The 17,041-nt window shown below is 54.9% G+C and carries 13 protein-coding genes; 8 read left to right on the top strand and 5 right to left on the bottom strand.

What is annotated here, in order from left to right:
- Positions 1-2 precede the first annotated feature (2 nt).
- Complete coding sequence (gene rlmKL, locus F8562_RS05330) at positions 3-2,108, bottom strand: bifunctional 23S rRNA (guanine(2069)-N(7))-methyltransferase RlmK/23S rRNA (guanine(2445)-N(2))-methyltransferase RlmL (RefSeq protein WP_014228658.1); 2,106 nt, start codon at positions 2,106-2,108, stop codon at positions 3-5.
- 98 nt (positions 2,109-2,206) lie between these two features.
- Between rlmKL and F8562_RS05325 the strand changes: the two genes are divergently transcribed.
- A complete protein-coding gene (locus F8562_RS05325) occupies positions 2,207-3,316 on the top strand; it encodes a YcbX family protein (RefSeq protein WP_038424273.1) in 1,110 nt (369 codons plus the stop codon).
- On the opposite strand, the gene zapC is transcribed toward F8562_RS05325, so the two are convergent.
- Entirely contained in the window at positions 3,313-3,855 is a 543-nt protein-coding gene (gene zapC, locus F8562_RS05320; protein WP_014837972.1) for a cell division protein ZapC, read from the bottom strand. The genes F8562_RS05325 and zapC overlap by 4 nt on opposite strands.
- 168 nt (positions 3,856-4,023) lie before the next feature.
- Positions 4,024-5,034, bottom strand: coding sequence for a quinone-dependent dihydroorotate dehydrogenase (gene pyrD / locus F8562_RS05315; protein WP_004130996.1), 1,011 nt, complete (start codon positions 5,032-5,034; stop codon positions 4,024-4,026).
- Between the two features lie 248 nt (positions 5,035-5,282).
- Here pyrD and ssuE point away from each other — a divergent pair, with 248 nt between their 5' ends.
- From ssuE to ssuB, 3 genes are read left to right on the top strand one after another with little or no spacing between them, the layout of a single operon-like run.
- Positions 5,283-5,858 (top strand): NADPH-dependent FMN reductase, encoded by a 576-nt coding sequence (gene ssuE / locus F8562_RS05310; protein WP_009653287.1) that lies wholly within the window; start codon positions 5,283-5,285, stop codon positions 5,856-5,858.
- Between the two features lie 56 nt (positions 5,859-5,914).
- Positions 5,915-6,706 carry an aliphatic sulfonate ABC transporter permease SsuC gene (gene ssuC, locus F8562_RS05305; RefSeq protein ID WP_004849501.1) on the top strand — a complete coding sequence of 264 codons (792 nt, stop codon included), beginning with the start codon at positions 5,915-5,917 and terminating at the stop codon, positions 6,704-6,706.
- Positions 6,703-7,476, top strand: coding sequence for an aliphatic sulfonates ABC transporter ATP-binding protein (gene ssuB, locus F8562_RS05300; protein WP_014837971.1), 774 nt, complete (start codon positions 6,703-6,705; stop codon positions 7,474-7,476). The genes ssuC and ssuB overlap by 4 nt, the downstream gene beginning before the upstream one ends.
- Before the next feature lie 65 nt (positions 7,477-7,541).
- Here the strand turns inward: ssuB and pepN are convergent, their stop codons facing one another.
- Positions 7,542-10,157, bottom strand: coding sequence for an aminopeptidase N (gene pepN, locus F8562_RS05295; protein ID WP_014837970.1), 2,616 nt, complete (start codon positions 10,155-10,157; stop codon positions 7,542-7,544).
- A gap of 327 nt (positions 10,158-10,484) precedes the next feature.
- On the opposite strand from pepN, the gene pncB reads away from it, so the two are divergent.
- The 4 genes from pncB (at position 10,485) to F8562_RS05275 (ending at position 16,445) form a co-directional block, all read left to right on the top strand.
- Positions 10,485-11,687: a nicotinate phosphoribosyltransferase gene (gene pncB / locus F8562_RS05290; RefSeq protein WP_025107499.1), complete on the top strand. Its 1,203-nt coding sequence runs from the start codon at positions 10,485-10,487 to the stop codon at positions 11,685-11,687.
- A gap of 303 nt (positions 11,688-11,990) precedes the next feature.
- The gene (gene asnS, locus F8562_RS05285; protein WP_004849497.1) at positions 11,991-13,391 is read left to right on the top strand and encodes an asparagine--tRNA ligase; all 1,401 of its coding nucleotides are present in this window, start codon (positions 11,991-11,993) and stop codon (positions 13,389-13,391) included.
- 590 nt (positions 13,392-13,981) lie between these two features.
- Positions 13,982-15,067, top strand: coding sequence for a porin (locus tag F8562_RS05280; protein ID WP_014228653.1), 1,086 nt, complete (start codon positions 13,982-13,984; stop codon positions 15,065-15,067).
- Positions 15,068-15,254: 187 nt separating this feature from the next.
- On the top strand, positions 15,255-16,445 hold the full coding sequence (locus F8562_RS05275) for an amino acid aminotransferase (protein WP_014228652.1): 1,191 nt from the start codon (positions 15,255-15,257) through the stop codon (positions 16,443-16,445).
- 93 nt (positions 16,446-16,538) lie between these two features.
- On the opposite strand, the gene tnpA is transcribed toward F8562_RS05275, so the two are convergent.
- A complete protein-coding gene (tnpA, locus tag F8562_RS05270; RefSeq protein ID WP_014228411.1) occupies positions 16,539-16,973 on the bottom strand; it encodes an IS200/IS605 family transposase in 435 nt (144 codons plus the stop codon).
- Positions 16,974-17,041: the final 68 nt, after the last annotated feature.

The raw sequence follows: 17,041 nt of genomic DNA, 5'->3' as shown, positions 1-17,041 counted from the left end.
TTTCAGGCTGCGGTAATCAGCCAGCAGTTGTGAATCTGACGGTTGCGGGCAAAATCCTGAGACAGCGTTTTTTGCGTGATCTCCTGCGCCTTCAGGCCCAGCTGCGCCAGCCCGTCATGATCCATACGGAAACCGCGTTTGTTGTTCGAGAACATAATCGTGCCGCCTTTACGCAGCAGACGTTTTAAATCGGTCATCAGGCGCAAATGATCGCGCTGTACGTCAAACGCATCATCCATACGCTTTGAGTTGGAGAAGGTTGGCGGATCGATAAAGATCAGATCAAACTGTTCGGTGGTCTCCCGCAGCCAGCCCAGCACATCAGCCTGCATCAGGCGATGCGCGCGGCCGGTTAAGCCATTGAGGCGCAGGTTACGTTCAGCCCATTCAAGATAGGTACGTGACATATCGACCGTCGTCGTGGAACGCGCGCCGCCAAGGCCGGCGTGGACGCTGGCGCTACCGGTGTAGGAGAAAAGGTTGAGGAAATCTTTGCCTTTGCTCATCTGGCCCAGCATGCGGCGAGCAATACGGTGGTCGAGGAACAGCCCGGTATCCAGGTAGTCGGTCAGGTTTACCCACAGACGTGCGTTATACTCCTGCACCTCAATGAACTCACCTTTTTCACCCATTTTCTGATACTGGTTTTTCCCTTTCTGCCGTTCGCGGGTTTTCAGCACCAGCTTGTTCGGCGCAATCCCCAGTACGGCAATGGTGGCGGCGATAATATCAAACAGGCGCTGGCGGGCCTTGTGCGCGTCAACGGTTTTCGGCGGCGCATACTCCTGCACCACCACCCAGTCTGCGTAGCGGTCGATAGCGACGTTGTACTCCGGGAGGTCGGCATCATACAGGCGATAGCATTCAATGCCTTCCTGACGCGCCCACTTCTCATATTTTTTCAGGTTCTTACGCAGACGGTTGGCGAAATCTTCCGCCAGCATCGCGGTTTTGCCGCCTTCGTTTTCCGCAAGATGATAGTTCTTCTGGACGCAGTCGAGCGGTCCATTTTTCGCTTTGAACTGCTTATCAGCGCGCAGCTGCAGGCAGCTCAGCAGATCCGGCGAGGCGCTAAACAGCGACAGGTTCCAGCCGCCAAACTGATTTTTCATGATCCGCCCCAGCAGGCTATGCAGGGCAATCAGCGCCGGTTCACTCTCCAGACGCTCGCCGTACGGCGGGTTGCTTATCACCGTGCCGTAAGGGCCCTTCGGCAGTGGGTTGCTAAGCTGGGCAACGTCTTTCACTTCGAAGGTAATCAGTTCGCCAATACCGGCTCGGCGGGCGTTGCGCTGCGCGCGTTCGATGACGCGGGCGTCAACGTCGGAACCGTAAAAGCGCGACTCATACGCCGCCAGCCCCTGACGGGCGCGGGTTTGCGCTTCGGACTTCACCTCTTTCCAGATAGCATCGTCATGCTGCGCCCAGCCGCCGAAACCCCAATGGCCGCGGTGTAAACCCGGCGCACGATCGGTAGCGAGCATCGCCGCTTCAATGAGCAGCGTACCGGAACCGCACATGGGATCGAGCAGCGGCGTACCGGCAGCCCAGCCGGAACGCATCACTATCGCCGCAGCCAGGTTTTCTTTGATTGGCGCCATACCGGTACCGTCGCGGTAGCCGCGCAGGTGCAGCCCCTCGCCGCTAAGATCCAGGGAGATATGCGCGGTCTCTTTATTCAGCCAGACGTTAATACGCAGATCGGGATTTTCGCGATCGACGTTGGGACGCGGCAGATTCTTACGCGTAAAGCTGTCGACGATGGCGTCTTTCACCTTCAACGCCCCGTACTGGCTATTGCGGATCTCTTCGTTCAGCCCGCTAAAGTGCACGGCAAAAGTGGCATCCTGAGTGAAAATCTCGGTCCATGGAATGGCCTGTACGCCAAGGTACAGATCCAGGTCGCTGTATACGCTGCACTGCCCCAGCGGCAGCATAATCCGCGAAGCCAGCCGGCTCCACATCAGGCTTTGATACAGCAGCCGCGTATCTCCCTGAAAATGGACCCCGCCCTGGACCAACTGGCAGTCCACCGCGCCCAGCCCTTCCAGTTCAGTTTTTAACAGCTCTTCCAGCCCACGAGCCGTACTGGCAAACAGAGAATTCATATCGTCACTTTTACTAAAAGAAAATTGGTGCGCATTATAGCCAATATGCGCCCCATGTCATAAAGTTAAAGGCTTATTTTTAAAGCCAGGGGCAGCGTATGGTAACCCTTTCGCGACTTTTCATTCATCCCGTCAAATCGATGCGGGGAATGGGGCTCAGCCACGCTTATGCAGACAGCAGCGGGCTGGCCTTCGATCGTATATTTATGGTGACGGAAACCGATGGCACCTTCATTACCGCCCGTCAGTTTCCGCAAATGGTCAAATTTATTCCCGCACCGCTCCATGATGGTCTGCATCTGACCGCGCCGGACGGCAGCAGCGCGATGGTGCGCTTCAGCGATTTCTCCATACAGCAGGAGCCGACCGAAGTCTGGGGCAACCATTTTACCGCCCTGATTGCCCCGGACCGGGTGAACCAGTGGCTAAGCGGGTTCTTCAACCGCAGCGTTCAGCTCCGCTGGCTGGGGCCAGCGCTTAGCCGCAGGGTAAAACGTCACGATGCCGTCCCCCTCTCTTTTGCCGACGGTTTTCCCTATCTGCTGGCCAATGAGGCCTCGCTGCGCGATCTGCAAAATCGCTGTCCGGCCAGCGTAAGCATAGAACAATTTCGCCCAAATCTGCTGGTGACCGGCGCGGCCGCCTGGGAAGAAGATACGTGGAAAGTGGTGCGCATTGGCGAGGTCATTTTTGATGTCGTCAAACCGTGCAGCCGCTGCGTATTGACCACCGTCAGCCCGGAGCGCGGGCAAAAGCATCCTTCCGGGGAGCCCTTAAGCACGCTGCAGCGTTTCCGCACGGCGCTGGACAACGGCGATGTCGATTTTGGCCAGAACCTGATCGCGCGAAATAGCGGCGTAATCCGCGTAGGCGATGCGTTAGAAGTGCTCGCCCGCGGCCCGGCGAAGGCCTACGGCGCAGGCGAGAGTGATACTACGCCGGCACCTGAAGCGCAGGAGAACGCGACGGTGGAAATAGCGTGGCAGGGAGTGAGTTTTACCGGTAATAATCAGCAAATCTTGCTGGAGCAGCTGGAACAACAGGGAATTCGTATTCCTTACTCCTGCCGGGCTGGGATTTGCGGCAGCTGCCGCATCCGGCTGGAAGAAGGAGAAGTCAGCGCGCTGAAGAAAAACGCGGTCGCCGCAGATGGCACCATTTTATGCTGTAGCTGCGTGCCGAAAACCGCGGTGAGGCTGGCGCCTTAAACCGCCTGACCCAGGCTGTAGCTGGCGATGCCTGGCGCTGGCTGCAGCCTGTCGTTCATAATTTTAATCACGTCGCCGAGCTGCATCACCCGCCCGGCAAGCGTCAGACCGGGCTGGGCTAACAGGCACAGCGCGGCGTTTTCTCCGGGCTCAACCACCAGCAGATTCACCTGCTGGCCGGTATCGCTGAGCCATGCGCTGGCGGCATCGCCAACGCCGGGCTGCCAGCTCTCTTCATGCGTGTTGAAATGCCAGCTTTTCGGCATTTGCGGCTTGAGAAAACGAATAGCGACCAGCGCATTGAGTACTAATTCAGCGCGCTGTTCTTTTGATAATTCGAGATCGCGGCACTTTTCTTCAAATGAAAAATAGAGCGCTGCGTCATCAACGCAAAATCCGGAAGGCGCGAAGGCGTCGGGCGTCAACATGCGGCGAGCAAAACGCGATCTGAATAACATACCATTAGCCAGATCGAGCATCATGCGGTCATGCTCTTCATCGTAATACCAGCGCCAGTTATCGTCAGGTTTGATCCGCATTTCTACCCCCGTCCTCTTCCACTTCCGTCTGTAATAAACAGGTAAACTGCTACAGAATATTTCAAAAATTAAGAAAAGACTAAAATGTCTAAATAAGCAACAATGAAGGAATATAAAACAACCAGGGCTATAAATAAAGCCCTGGTGGAGTATCAGAGGGGGAAAAGATTAGATATGGGTAACAATTTCTTTAATCAGCGGCGGGCCTTTAAAAATAAATCCGGAATAAATCTGCACCAGCGTCGCTCCGGCGGCTATCTTTTCCCGGGCGGCAATCACCGAGTCAATACCGCCGACTCCGATAATTGGCAGGCGGCCATTTAATTCCGCAGACAGCATGCGGATAATTTCCGTACTCTTCAGCTGCAATGGACGTCCGCTAAGGCCACCGGTTTCATCACAATGTTTCATCCCCTGCACCAGCGATCGATCCAGAGTGGTATTGGTGGCAATGACGCCATCTATATTATGCCGGACTAAACTGTCCGCTACCTGGATCAATTCTTCGACGGAAAGATCCGGAGCGATCTTTACGGCCACAGGAACATATTTTTGATGTTTCTCTTGTAGCTCGCGTTGCTTATTTTTAATACCAGAAAGCAAATCGTCCAGCGCATCTCCGTATTGTAAAGTACGCAAGCCTGGGGTATTCGGCGAGGAGATATTAATGGCGATATAGCCGGCATAAGCATAGATTTTTTCCATACAAATCAGATAATCATCTTTGCCTTGTTCTACCGGTGTATCTTTATTCTTGCCAATATTAATACCCAGAATGCCGTCAAAATGCGCCTTTTTTACGTTCTCCACGAGGTTATCAACACCGTGGTTATTAAAGCCCATGCGGTTGATCAAACCTTCGGCATCGACCAGGCGGAAGATCCTTGGCTTATCGTTGCCCGGCTGTGGACGCGGCGTCACGGTACCAATTTCAATGGAACCAAAACCCATCGCCCCGAGCGCATCAATGCACTCGCCGTTCTTATCCAGCCCGGCGGCCAGGCCCAGCGGGTTCTTAAATGTGAGCCCCATACAGGTTACCGGCTTTGTCGGCACCTTCTGGCGAACCAACATTTCCAGCGGGGTACCCGAAACACGGCGTAATTGTTGAAAAGTGACTTCATGAGCGCGCTCAGGATCGAGCTGAAAAAGGGCTTTACGAACGAAGGGGTAGTACATGAACTCTCCTGGATTCCCGGTGTGCAAACCGGGGGCGTATTATGTGCGATCCACCCCGGAAAGGGAATTGACCTACGACAAAAAATCTTACCTCCGACGCAAACGTTTACTTTTCTCCCGCTGGTTATGCACTTTCTGACAATCCAACGCCGGATAAATCATTTAGGGAAATAAAAGCGCTCTGTCACACTGCGGCTAAATGTTATCAATTATAGATAAATGCAAATATTTAGTTATAAGGAGAGAGTATGCGAGTCATCACACTTGCGGGCAGCCCGCGCTACCCTTCCCGCTCCAGCGCGCTTCTGGAATACGCCAGAGAGACGCTCTCGGCGGCGGATATCGAGGTCTGCCACTGGCATCTGCAGAATTTCGCTCCGGAAGACCTGCTCTACGCTCGCTTTGATAACCCAGCCCTCCATGCGTTAAATGAACAGCTTGCCGGCGCCGATGGGCTGATCATCGCGACGCCCGTGTATAAGGCCTCTTTTTCCGGCGCGTTAAAGACGCTTCTGGACCTGCTGCCGGAGCGCGCGCTGGAGGGCAAAATCGTTCTGCCGCTGGCTACCGGCGGAACCATCGCCCATATGCTGGCGGTGGATTACGCCTTAAAACCGGTACTCAACGCGCTGAAAGCCCAGGAGATCCTCCACGGCGTTTTCGCTGACGATAGCCAGGTCACGGATTATCAGCATAAACCGCAGTTTACCCCAAATCTGCAGGGCCGCCTCGACCAGGCGCTGGAAACCTTCTGGCAGGCGCTGCATCGCCCCAGCAGCCGCGCGCCGGCGCTGAAAACCTTACAGCGGGTTGAGCACGTTTAAAGTTCAGCGTTGATGCCCGTCACCAGGCAAAACGCTAAAGAATAAAGGAACACTGTATGGCGACGCTTTCGCAAAAACTCCTGATCCGCATAGCCCCCTGGCTTTTGCCGGTTGGCAGCGTGATTGTATGGCAATTCGCCTCTTCCGTTGGTTGGCTCTCTACCCGTATTTTGCCGTCACCGGAAGGGGTGCTCAAAGCCTTCTGGACGCTCTCCGCCAGCGGTGAGCTTTGGCAACATCTGGCCATCAGCTCATGGCGGGCGCTTATTGGTTTCAGCATCGGAGGTTCCATTGGCCTGGTTCTCGGGCTTATCAGCGGCCTGTCGCGCTGGGGCGAACGCCTGCTGGACACCTCCATTCAGATGCTGCGCAACGTGCCGCACCTCGCGCTGATTCCGCTGGTGATTTTATGGTTCGGCATCGATGAAAGCGCCAAAATTTTCCTCGTGGCGCTGGGGACGATGTTCCCGATTTATATCAACACCTGGCACGGTATTCGAAACATTGACAGGGGTCTGGTGGAGATGGCCCGCAGCTATGGCTTATCGGGTTTTGCTCTGTTCCGTCACGTGATCCTGCCGGGCGCCCTGCCCTCCATTATGGTCGGCATCCGGTTTGCGCTCGGCCTGATGTGGTTAACGCTGATCGTGGCTGAAACCATCTCGGCTAACGCCGGTATCGGCTATCTGGCGATGAACGCCCGCGAATTTCTGCAGACCGATGTCGTGGTCGTCGCCATTATTCTTTACGCTATTCTCGGCAAACTGGCCGACTTCAGCGCACAGCTTCTTGAACGCGTCTGGCTGCGCTGGAATCCGGCTTACCACCTTCAGGAGGCCAACGCATGACAACCGCGCGTCTTAATCCGGGGATCCCGCTGCTGCTAAACGGCGTAAGCAAGCGTTACGGCAGCAAGACGATTCTGAATGAACTCGATCTGCATATTCCCACCGGGCAATTTGTCGCGGTGGTCGGACGCAGCGGCGGCGGTAAAAGCACCCTGCTGCGGCTGCTCGCCGGGCTGGAAAAACCCAACGCCGGGCAGCTGCTGGCGGGTTCGACGCCGCTGGCGCAAATCCAGGAGGATACCCGGATGATGTTCCAGGATTCCCGCCTGCTGCCGTGGAAAACGGTGATCGACAATGTCGGCCTCGGGCTGAAGGGGCAGTGGCGCGAGGCGGCGCTCAAGGCGCTGGCGAGCGTCGGCCTTGAAGACCGCGCCGGTGAGTGGCCCGCGGCGCTTTCCGGCGGGCAAAAGCAGCGCGTGGCGCTGGCTCGCGCGTTAATTCATCGCCCCGGATTATTACTGCTTGATGAACCGCTGGGCGCGCTGGACGCCCTCACTCGCCTGGAGATGCAGGATCTGATTGTTTCGCTGTGGCAGGAGCACGGATTTACCGTTCTGCTGGTCACCCACGACGTCAGCGAGGCGGTGGCGATGGCCGATCGCGTTTTGCTGATTGAAGAGGGGAAGATAGGGCTGGATCTGCTGGTGGACATTCCCCGTCCGCGACGCACGGGTTCAGCGAAGCTGGCCGAACTGGAAGCGGAAGTACTGAATCGGGTGATGCAGCGCGGCAAGAACGAATCCTCGCCACGCTTAGTGAGCCACGGTTAACGACTGCGACGTTCCCCCGCTCGCGCTGCGCTTAGCGGGGCTACAGGTTTGGACTCGCGCTGGCGTTACGCCAGCGCTTTACTGATTTTCTCGAACAGATCCCCGGAAAGATTCTCCAGACCCTTCAGCTGCTCCAGCGCCCCGCGCATCAGCGCCTGACGTTTCTCGTCATAGCGTTTCAGACGAATCAGCGGCTCAATCAGACGCGAAGCCACCTGCGGGTTGCGGCTGTTCAGCTCAGTCAGCATCTCGACAAGGAACTGATAGCCGCTGCCGTCTTCTGCATGGAACGCCGCCGGGTTGCTGCCGGCAAAGGCGCCGATCAGAGAACGGACGCGGTTCGGGTTACCCATGCTGAACGAGCGATGATGCAACAGGCCGCGAACCGTCTCCAGGACGTTATCCGCCGGGCTGGTGGACTGCAGGATAAACCATTTATCCATGACCAGTCCGTCCTGGTGCCACTTGTCGTCATACTCCTGCATCAGCGCATCGCGGCACGGCAGCTGGGCCGCTACGGCTGCGGCCAGCGCCGCCAGCGCGTCGGTCATATTGTCCGCATGGTGATACTGCGCGCTAATCAGTTTATCCGCCAGCTCGGTATCGCCAAACGCCAGGTAGCGCAGGCAGGTATTACGCAGAGAACGCTTACCGATATCGGCATGCTCAACGCGGTAGCCGTTGAGCTTGTTGGCGTTGTAAACCGCCAGGAACTCGTCAGCCAGCTCTTTCGCCAGCGTGCGGGTCAGCGCTTCGCGCACCGCCGCGATGGCAAGCGGATCGATAATCGCAAACAACTCCGCCATTTCATTCGCTGAAGGCAGCGTCAGGATCTCAGCCGCCAGCGCCGGATCGATCTTCTCATCCAGCAGAATCGCGCGGAACGCATCGGCGACGTGAATCGGCAGAGACAGCGGCTGCCCCTGCTGGTGACGGTTGACGTTGAGTTTGATATAGGTCGCCAGCAGGCTCTGCGCCGCGTCCCAGCGGGAGAAATCATTCCGCGCGTGGCGCATCAGGAAGGTCAGCTGCTGATCGCTCCATTTGTACTCCAGCTTCACCGGCGCGGAAAACTCGCAAAGCAGCGCCGGGACCGGCTGGAAGTAAACGTTGTCGAAAACAAAAGTCTGCTCCGCCTGGGTGACGTTCAGCACGTGATGCACCGGGTGACCGCCCTTCTGCAGCGGGATTACCTTGCCTTCGTTATCGTACAGCTCGATGTCGAACGGAATATGCAGCGGCAGCTTCTCCGCCTGCTCAGCGGTCGGCGGCGTGCGCTGGCTGATGGTCAGCGTGTACTGCTCCGTTTCCGGGTTGTAGTCATCATGGACGGTGACAATCGGCGTACCGGACTGGCTATACCAGCGGCGGAAGTGGGACAGATCGACGTTGGAAGCGTCTTCCATCGCCTGGACAAAGTCGTCGCAGGTCGCGGCGCTGCCGTCGTGGCGCTCAAAATAGAGCTGCATGCCTTTCTGGAAATTCTCTTCGCCCAGCAGGGTATGCAGCATGCGGATCACTTCCGCTCCCTTCTCATACACCGTCAGGGTATAGAAGTTGTTCATCTCAATCACGCTATCCGGGCGAATCGGATGCGCCATCGGGCTGGCGTCTTCGGCAAACTGCAGGCCGCGCATGGTGCGTACGTTATTGATGCGGTTCACCGCGCGCGAGCCGAGGTCGGAGCTGAATTCCTGATCGCGGAAAACGGTCAGCCCCTCTTTCAGGCTGAGCTGGAACCAGTCGCGGCAGGTCACGCGATTGCCGGTCCAGTTATGGAAATATTCATGACCAATCACGCGCTCGATATCCAGGTAATCTTTATCGGTCGCGGTATCGGTACGCGCCAGTACGTATTTGGAGTTAAAGACGTTAAGGCCTTTGTTCTCCATGGCGCCCATGTTGAAGAAGTCGACGGCGACAATCATATAGATGTCGAGGTCGTACTCGAGACCAAAGCGGGTTTCGTCCCACTTCATCGAATTTTGCAGCGAAGTCATCGCCCACGGCGCGCGGTCAAGGTTACCGCGGTCAACGTAGAGCTCCAGCGCCACTTCACGCCCCGAACGGGTTTTGAAGGTATCGCGCAGGACGTCAAAATCACCGGCCACCAGCGCAAACAGGTAGCACGGTTTTGGGAACGGGTCCTGCCACTGGATCCAGTGACGGCCATTTTCCAGCTCGCCCTGGGCCACGCGGTTACCGTTGGAGAGCAGAAACGGGTATTTTGCTTTATCGGCGATGATTTTGGTGGTGAAGCGCGCCAGAACGTCCGGGCGGTCCGGATACCAGGTAATGTGGCGGAAGCCTTCCGCCTCGCACTGGGTACACAGCGCTTCGCCGGACTGATATAGCCCTTCCAACGCGGTATTCGCCGCCGGGCTGATTTCATTGACGATGGTCAGAGTGAAATGTTCCGGCAACCCGCTAATCACCAGCTGGTTATTTTCTTCCTTGTAGTCGCTCCACGGCTGACCATCAATCCGCAGAGAGACCAACGTCAGGTCTTCGCCATCCAGACGCAATGGCACATCAGACGTAGCCGCGTGGCGGGAGACCTTGCTCTCAGCCGTCACAACGGTTTTCGCGGCATCCAGGTCAAAGGTCAAATCGATATCGCTAATCAGATACTCCGGCTCACGGTAGTCGTGGCGGTATTTGGCTTGGGGCTGTTGTGTCATAAAAAACCTTTAGCGTGTCCTGTAAAGTGTCGACTCAGTCTATTCCTGTTGCGCAAATCTCGCTATGCAGAATCTTCATCTTTTCAATGCTAAACATGAAAATTGCTACATTTTGATAACACAAGAGGCACGAAATGCGCTCGACCAGGCGCAAAGCTTGTGGTGTGATGCGTGTTCAATATATTAAACTAGGCCTCGCAAATGACCGTCAGCGTCGCCATCAGCCGTCACCGCGGGACAGCGTCGGGTATTACAGGTATACTCCGCCTCCTTTTACCGCTTTGGTTTTGATGGAAACGCTCCAGTGAGAGGATGCTACTGCGCACCATGACCCAATTCACTTCTCCTGTACTGCACTCGTTGCTTGATACGGATGCCTACAAGCTGCACATGCAGCAGGCTGTCTTCCACCGCTACAATGATGTACAGGTTGCGGCGGAGTTCCGCTGCCGCGGGGACGATCTGCTCGGCATCTACGCCGATGCGATTCGCGAGCAGGTTGAGACGATGCGCGACCTGAGACTGCAGGACGATGAATATCACTGGTTGTCGAGCCTGCCCTTCTTTGCGCCAGACTATCTCGAGTGGCTACGCGGCTTCCGCTACGACCCGCGCCAGGTCACGGTCATCAATGACAACGGCAAGCTGAATATTCGCCTTTCCGGCCCCTGGCTTGAAGTTATTATGTGGGAAGTTCCGCTGCTGGCGGTGATAAGCGAGCTGGTACATCGCTATCGCTCGCCGGAAATCAGCGTCGATCTCGCGCTGGACACCCTTGAGCATAAGCTGACTGACTTTAACCGCCTCACTGCTGATATCGATATGTCGGGCTTCCGCCTGATGGATTTCGGTACCCGCCGCCGCTTCTCCCGCGAGGTGCAGCAGGCGATTGTTCAGCGTCTTCAGCAAGAATCCTGGTTCACCGGTACCAGCAATTACGATCTGGCGCGGCGTTTGAATTTGACCCCAATGGGGACCCAGGCTCACGAATGGTTCCAGGCGCATCAGCAGATCAGCCCGAACCTGGCGAGCAGCCAGCGCGCGGCTCTCGCGGCCTGGCTGGAAGAGTATCCCGATCGGCTGGGGATTGCGCTGACCGACTGCATTACGATGGACGCTTTTCTGCGCGATTTCGGGCCGGAGTTTGCGACCCGCTATCAGGGGCTGCGCCACGACTCCGGCGACCCGGTGGAATGGGGCGAGAAGGCTATCGCCCACTACAAAAAGCTGGGCATCGACCCGCTGAGCAAAGTGCTGGTATTTTCCGATAATCTCGACCTGACAAAAGCGGTTGATCTCTATCGCCACTTCTCATCGCGGGTGAATCTGAGCTTCGGTATCGGCACGCGTTTAACCTGCGATATTCCTCAGGTGAAGCCGCTCAATATTGTTATCAAGCTGGTGGAGTGCAACGGTAAACCGGTGGCGAAACTTTCGGATAGCCCGGGTAAAACGATTTGTCACGATAAAGCTTTCGTCCGCGCGCTGCGCAAAGCCTTCGATCTACCGCCGGTTAAAAAAGCCAGCTAGGTCATATAAAGACAAAATGCGTCCGCCAAAACGGGCGCATTTTTATTCGCCTCCGCTTATCACCCCGAGACGTTATCAGGCATTAAGAACCCCGTTCGCCCTGCATGGGATCATCGCGCTGAACGAATCTCTCTGAATATCAGGCTCTCACGCAGCAAAGTAGGCTATCTCCTTATTTATTTCCTAAAACCCCCCTTTCTTGTGCGAAATCTACTTGTCTGATGGAAGATGACAGGTAACATAGATATCCCCCTGTTGCAGGGGAATACAGATTTTTCTATTGGACTAACAAGAGAGACTATTATGAGCGTTGTGCCTGTAGCCGACGTACTCCAGGGCCGCGTTGCCGTTGACAGCGAAGTCACCGTGCGCGGATGGGTGCGTACCCGCCGAGATTCTAAAGCTGGCTTTTCTTTCCTCGCCGTCTATGACGGTTCCTGCTTTGATCCTGTACAGGCCGTTATTAGTAATTCTCTTCCCAATTACAATCAGGAAGTGCTGCGCCTGACCACCGGCTGCTCGGTCGTGGTGACCGGTAAAGTCGTGGCATCTCAGGGCCAGGGCCAGAGCTTTGAAATCCAGGCCAGCCACGTGGAAGTCAGCGGCTGGGTGGAAGACCCGGATACTTATCCGATGGCGGCTAAACGCCATAGCATCGAGTACCTGCGTGAAGTTGCCCACCTGCGCCCGCGCACCAACCTGATTGGCGCGGTGGCGCGCGTTCGCCATACCCTGGCGCAGGCGCTGCACCGTTTCTTCGATGAGCAGGGCTTCTTCTGGGTTTCGACTCCGCTGATTACCGCTTCCGACACTGAAGGCGCCGGCGAGATGTTCCGCGTGTCAACGCTGGATCTGGAAAACCTGCCGCGCAACGAACAGGGCAAAGTCGATTTCGATAAAGACTTCTTCGGCAAAGAGTCGTTCCTGACCGTTTCCGGCCAGCTGAACGGCGAAACCTACGCCTGCGCACTGTCCAAAATCTACACCTTTGGCCCAACCTTCCGTGCGGAAAACTCCAACACCAGCCGCCACCTGGCAGAGTTCTGGATGCTGGAGCCGGAAGTCGCCTTTGCTAACCTGAACGATGTGGCAGGTCTGGCGGAAGCGATGCTGAAGTACGTCTTCAAAGCCGTTCTCGAAGAGCGCGCAGACGACATGCAGTTCTTTGCCGAACGCGTTGATAAAGACGCTATCGACCGCCTGCAGCGTTTCGTTTCCGCTGATTTTGCCCAGGTTGATTACACTGACGCGGTCACCATTCTGGAAAACTGCGGTAAGTCGTTCGAAAACCCGGTCTACTGGGGCGTGGATCTCTCCTCCGAGCACGAACGCTATCTGGCGGAAGAGCACTTTAAAGCCCCGGTGGTGGTGAAAAACTACCCGAAAGACATCAAGGCTTTCTATATGCGCCTTAACGAAGACGGTAAAACCGTCGCCGCAATGGACGTTCTGGCGCCGGGCATCGGTGAAATTATCGGTGGCTCCCAGCGTGAAGAGCGCCTGGACGTGCTTGACGCGCGTATGGCGGAAATGGGTCTTAATAAAGAAGACTACTGGTGGTATCGCGACCTGCGCCGTTACGGCACCGTACCGCACTCCGGTTTCGGTCTGGGCTTTGAGCGTCTTATCGCCTACGTGACCGGCGTGCAGAACGTTCGCGACGTCATTCCGTTCCCGCGGACCCCGCGTAACGCGACTTTCTGATTTTTTCTGCAATTTTCATCCAGGGCCAGCGCAAGCTGGCCTTTTTTTATGTCAATTTACGTTAACGAATATCAGGAAACTTAAACATCAACCATCCTGATTCACAATTATGTTACGCACTATTTCATTAGCGACCGCTAATTAAAACCGCACCTTATGTTCATAAATTGGCAAACATGCTGATTATATTGCTCGTTTTTTAACCAGTCACAGCACAACTTGCAACGACAAGATTTGAATAAAAATAAAGCAAAATGCTGACGTAAAATGCACAAACCCTCTCTTATCTAAATTAATCATAATTAATTCATATAGATATATAAAGACAGGTGATTTAATCGGCGAACAGGGGCGGAATGTTGATTGAGTTCACAAAGTTCCCAAAAATACATATTTAGTTACATAGAATTTCCTTTTGTTACTCATATGCGATATTGGTAGCATTTTCAGGCTAGCGAAACGTTGTTCTGAATGGAAAGATGCCTCCAGACACCAAACTATCATCAATAGTTCTGTAAATTTTTATTGACGAAACTTATTGACGGCAGTGGCAAGTGTTCATAAAAAAATATAAATGAGGGTAATAAATAATGATGAAGCGCAAAATTCTGGCAGCGGTAATTCCTGCCCTGCTGGTAGCCGGTGCAGCTAACGCTGCAGAAATCTATAACAAAAACGGCAACAAACTGGACTTCTACGGAAAAATGGTTGGCGAGCACGTCTGGACCACCAACGGCGACACCAGCAGCGATGATACCACCTACGCCCGTATCGGTCTGAAAGGCGAAACCCAGATCAACGATCAGCTGGTCGGCTACGGTCAGTGGGAATACAACATGGATGCGTCCAATGTTGAAGGTAAACAGACCACCAAAACTCGTCTGGCTTTCGCAGGCTTAAAAGCCGGTGAATACGGTTCATTCGACTACGGTCGTAACTACGGCGCCATCTACGACGTTGAAGCGGCAACCGATATGCTGGTTGAATGGGGCGGCGACGGCTGGAGCTACACCGACAACTTCATGACCGCGCGTACCAACGGCGTAGCCACCTACCGTAACTCTGACTTCTTCGGTCTGGTTGACGGCCTGAGCTTCGCGCTGCAGTACCAGGGTAAAAATGACGCTTCTAGCCGTGATGTTAAGAAACAAAACGGCGACGGCTTCAGCACCGCGGCAACCTACGCGTTTGACAACGGCATTGCGCTGTCTGCAGGCTATGCGAACTCCAACCGTAGCGGCGATCAGAAAGCTGACCGTCAGGGCGAAAAAGCTGAAGCATGGGCAACCTCCGCTAAGTATGACGCGAACAACGTCTATGCTGCGGTCATGTACTCCCAGACTTACAACATGACGCCGGAAAACGAAGGCAACTACTTCGCTAACAAAACTCAGAACTTCGAAGCCGTTGTTCAGTATCAGTTCGACTTCGGCCTGCGTCCGTCCATCGGCTACGTACAGACTAAAGGTAAAGACCTGCGCTCCCGCGCTGGCTTCTCCGGCGGCGATGCTGACCTGGTTAAATACGTCGAAGTGGGTACCTGGTACTACTTCAACAAAAACATGAACGTCTACGCTGCGTATAAATTCAACCAGCTGAACGACAACGATTACACCAAAGCCGCTGGCGTTGCGACCGACGACCAGGCCGCAGTGGGTATCGTTTACCAGTTCTAATCTGCAGTACACCCCTTCGTGATATGCCTAAAAAGCAGGACTTCGGTCCTGCTTTTCTGCTTTCCTGAGAGGAAGATCGTAACTTTCAAAAACCTTCTCGCTTTTTGTCGCAAACGGTTGGCAATTAACATAACTCCCGTTAACCTGATAGCGGATTTCCCTTCAGTAATCACAATGGAACCTCGTCATGTTTGAGAACATTACCGCCGCCCCTGCCGACCCAATTCTGGGCCTGGCCGATCTGTTTCGTGCCGATGACCGCCCAACAAAAATTAATCTTGGAATTGGTGTTTATAAAGATGAAACGGGTAAAACACCGGTCCTGACTAGCGTGAAAAAAGCAGAGCAGTATCTGCTGGAAAATGAAACCACTAAAAATTATCTGGGTATCGATGGTATTCCGGAATTTGGCCGCTGCACCCAGGAGCTTCTGTTCGGGAAAGGAAGCGCAATTATCAATGATAAACGCGCCCGCACCGCGCAAACGCCCGGCGGTACAGGTGGCCTGCGCGTCGCCGCCGATTTTCTGGCGAAGAACACCGACGTTAAACGTATTTGGGTGAGCAACCCCAGCTGGCCGAACCATAAAAGCGTGTTCAATTCAGCCGGGCTGGAAGTTCGCGAATATACCTACTACGATGCCGCTAACCACAAACTCGACTTCGACGGGCTGCTGGCCAGCCTGACCGAAGCGCAGGCCGGCGACGTGGTTCTGTTCCACGGCTGCTGCCATAACCCAACCGGTATCGATCCGACGCTGGAGCAGTGGCAACAGCTGGCGCAGCTCTCCGTAGAGAAAGGCTGGCTGCCGCTGTTTGACTTTGCCTACCAGGGCTTTGCCCGCGGCCTGGAAGAAGATGCTGAAGGCCTGCGCGCTTTCGCCGCTCTGCATAAAGAGCTGCTGGTTGCCAGCTCCTACTCGAAAAACTTCGGCCTGTACAACGAGCGCGTGGGCGCCTGTACGCTGGTCGCCGCTGACCAGGAAGCGGTAGACCGCGCTTTCAGCCAGATGAAGTCGGTTATCCGCGCGAACTACTCAAACCCGCCCGCTCACGGCGCCTCGGTAGTGGCGACCATTCTCAGCAATGACGCACTGCGCGCCATCTGGGAGCAAGAGTTGACCGACATGCGTCAACGCATCCAGCGTATGCGTCTGCTTTTCGTTAATACCCTGCAGGAAAAAGGCGCCAGCCGCGATTTCTCTTTCATCATTCAGCAAAACGGGATGTTCTCGTTCAGCGGCCTGACCAAAGAGCAGGTACTGCGTCTGCGTGAAGAGTTCGGAATTTACGCGGTGGCGTCCGGACGTATAAACGTCGCCGGTATGACGCCCGACAACATGGCGCCGCTGTGCGAAGCGATTGTTGCCGTACTGTAATCTCAGCGCAGGGCAAGTGTAAAAGACCACCTTCTGAGAAGGTGGCTTTTGAGAATGCCCCCTGTAAGGGGGGCTATTGTCACCTTCCGCTGATTACTCTAGCAATTCCATCTGCTGTTCATACGTTTGTTCCGTTTTCTCCTGATGCCTCACATATCGTCTGATAATTTCTTCATTCACTCCCACCGTATCGACAAAGTAGCCTCGCGACCAAAAATGATTCCCCCATAGCTTCTTCCTGATATGTGGAAAACGGTTATAAAGCCTGATGGCACTGCGTCCTTTTAGATGGCCCATCAGAGTTGATATCGAGATCTTTGGTGGAATGATGACGACCAGATGTACATGATCGGGCTGAACATTTAGCTCCAGAACCTCACAATCCTTTATTCCACAGAGGATATAGATCGTCCTGTACAGCTCCTTACCCAGCTTATCTTTCAGGATCCTGAATCGGTACTTGGGTGTCCAGACTATGTGGTATTTGCAACGCCAATATACATGTGATGAACTCCTGTAAAGTCCCATGTCGGTTTGTCTCCTTTTACTTGTGGTGAGTAAGCAGAGATATTCCGACATGGGCATTCTTCAGGCTA

The sequence above is a fragment of the Klebsiella sp. RCJ4 genome (assembly GCF_009025755.1).
Lineage (GTDB): Bacteria > Pseudomonadota > Gammaproteobacteria > Enterobacterales > Enterobacteriaceae > Klebsiella > Klebsiella michiganensis.
Note: the sequence above shows the minus strand (reverse complement) of the source record. Positions and strands in the feature narration are given on the sequence as shown.

What these genes read in the sequence shown, in the direction of transcription:
- ssuB (WP_014837971.1), top strand. Translation starts at nt 6,703, where the DNA reads ATGACAACCGCGCGTCTTAATCCGGGGATCCCGCTGCTGCTAAACGGC.
- zapC (WP_014837972.1), bottom strand. Translation starts at nt 3,855, where the DNA reads ATGCGGATCAAACCTGACGATAACTGGCGCTGGTATTACGATGAAGAG.
- ssuE (WP_009653287.1), top strand. Translation starts at nt 5,283, where the DNA reads ATGCGAGTCATCACACTTGCGGGCAGCCCGCGCTACCCTTCCCGCTCC.
- asnS (WP_004849497.1), top strand. Translation starts at nt 11,991, where the DNA reads ATGAGCGTTGTGCCTGTAGCCGACGTACTCCAGGGCCGCGTTGCCGTT.
- ssuC (WP_004849501.1), top strand. Translation starts at nt 5,915, where the DNA reads ATGGCGACGCTTTCGCAAAAACTCCTGATCCGCATAGCCCCCTGGCTT.
- F8562_RS05325 (WP_038424273.1), top strand. Translation starts at nt 2,207, where the DNA reads ATGGTAACCCTTTCGCGACTTTTCATTCATCCCGTCAAATCGATGCGG.
- pepN (WP_014837970.1), bottom strand. Translation starts at nt 10,157, where the DNA reads ATGACACAACAGCCCCAAGCCAAATACCGCCACGACTACCGTGAGCCG.
- tnpA (WP_014228411.1), bottom strand. Translation starts at nt 16,973, where the DNA reads ATGGGACTTTACAGGAGTTCATCACATGTATATTGGCGTTGCAAATAC.
- F8562_RS05275 (WP_014228652.1), top strand. Translation starts at nt 15,255, where the DNA reads ATGTTTGAGAACATTACCGCCGCCCCTGCCGACCCAATTCTGGGCCTG.
- pncB (WP_025107499.1), top strand. Translation starts at nt 10,485, where the DNA reads ATGACCCAATTCACTTCTCCTGTACTGCACTCGTTGCTTGATACGGAT.
- rlmKL (WP_014228658.1), bottom strand. Translation starts at nt 2,108, where the DNA reads ATGAATTCTCTGTTTGCCAGTACGGCTCGTGGGCTGGAAGAGCTGTTA.
- pyrD (WP_004130996.1), bottom strand. Translation starts at nt 5,034, where the DNA reads ATGTACTACCCCTTCGTTCGTAAAGCCCTTTTTCAGCTCGATCCTGAG.
- F8562_RS05280 (WP_014228653.1), top strand. Translation starts at nt 13,982, where the DNA reads ATGATGAAGCGCAAAATTCTGGCAGCGGTAATTCCTGCCCTGCTGGTA.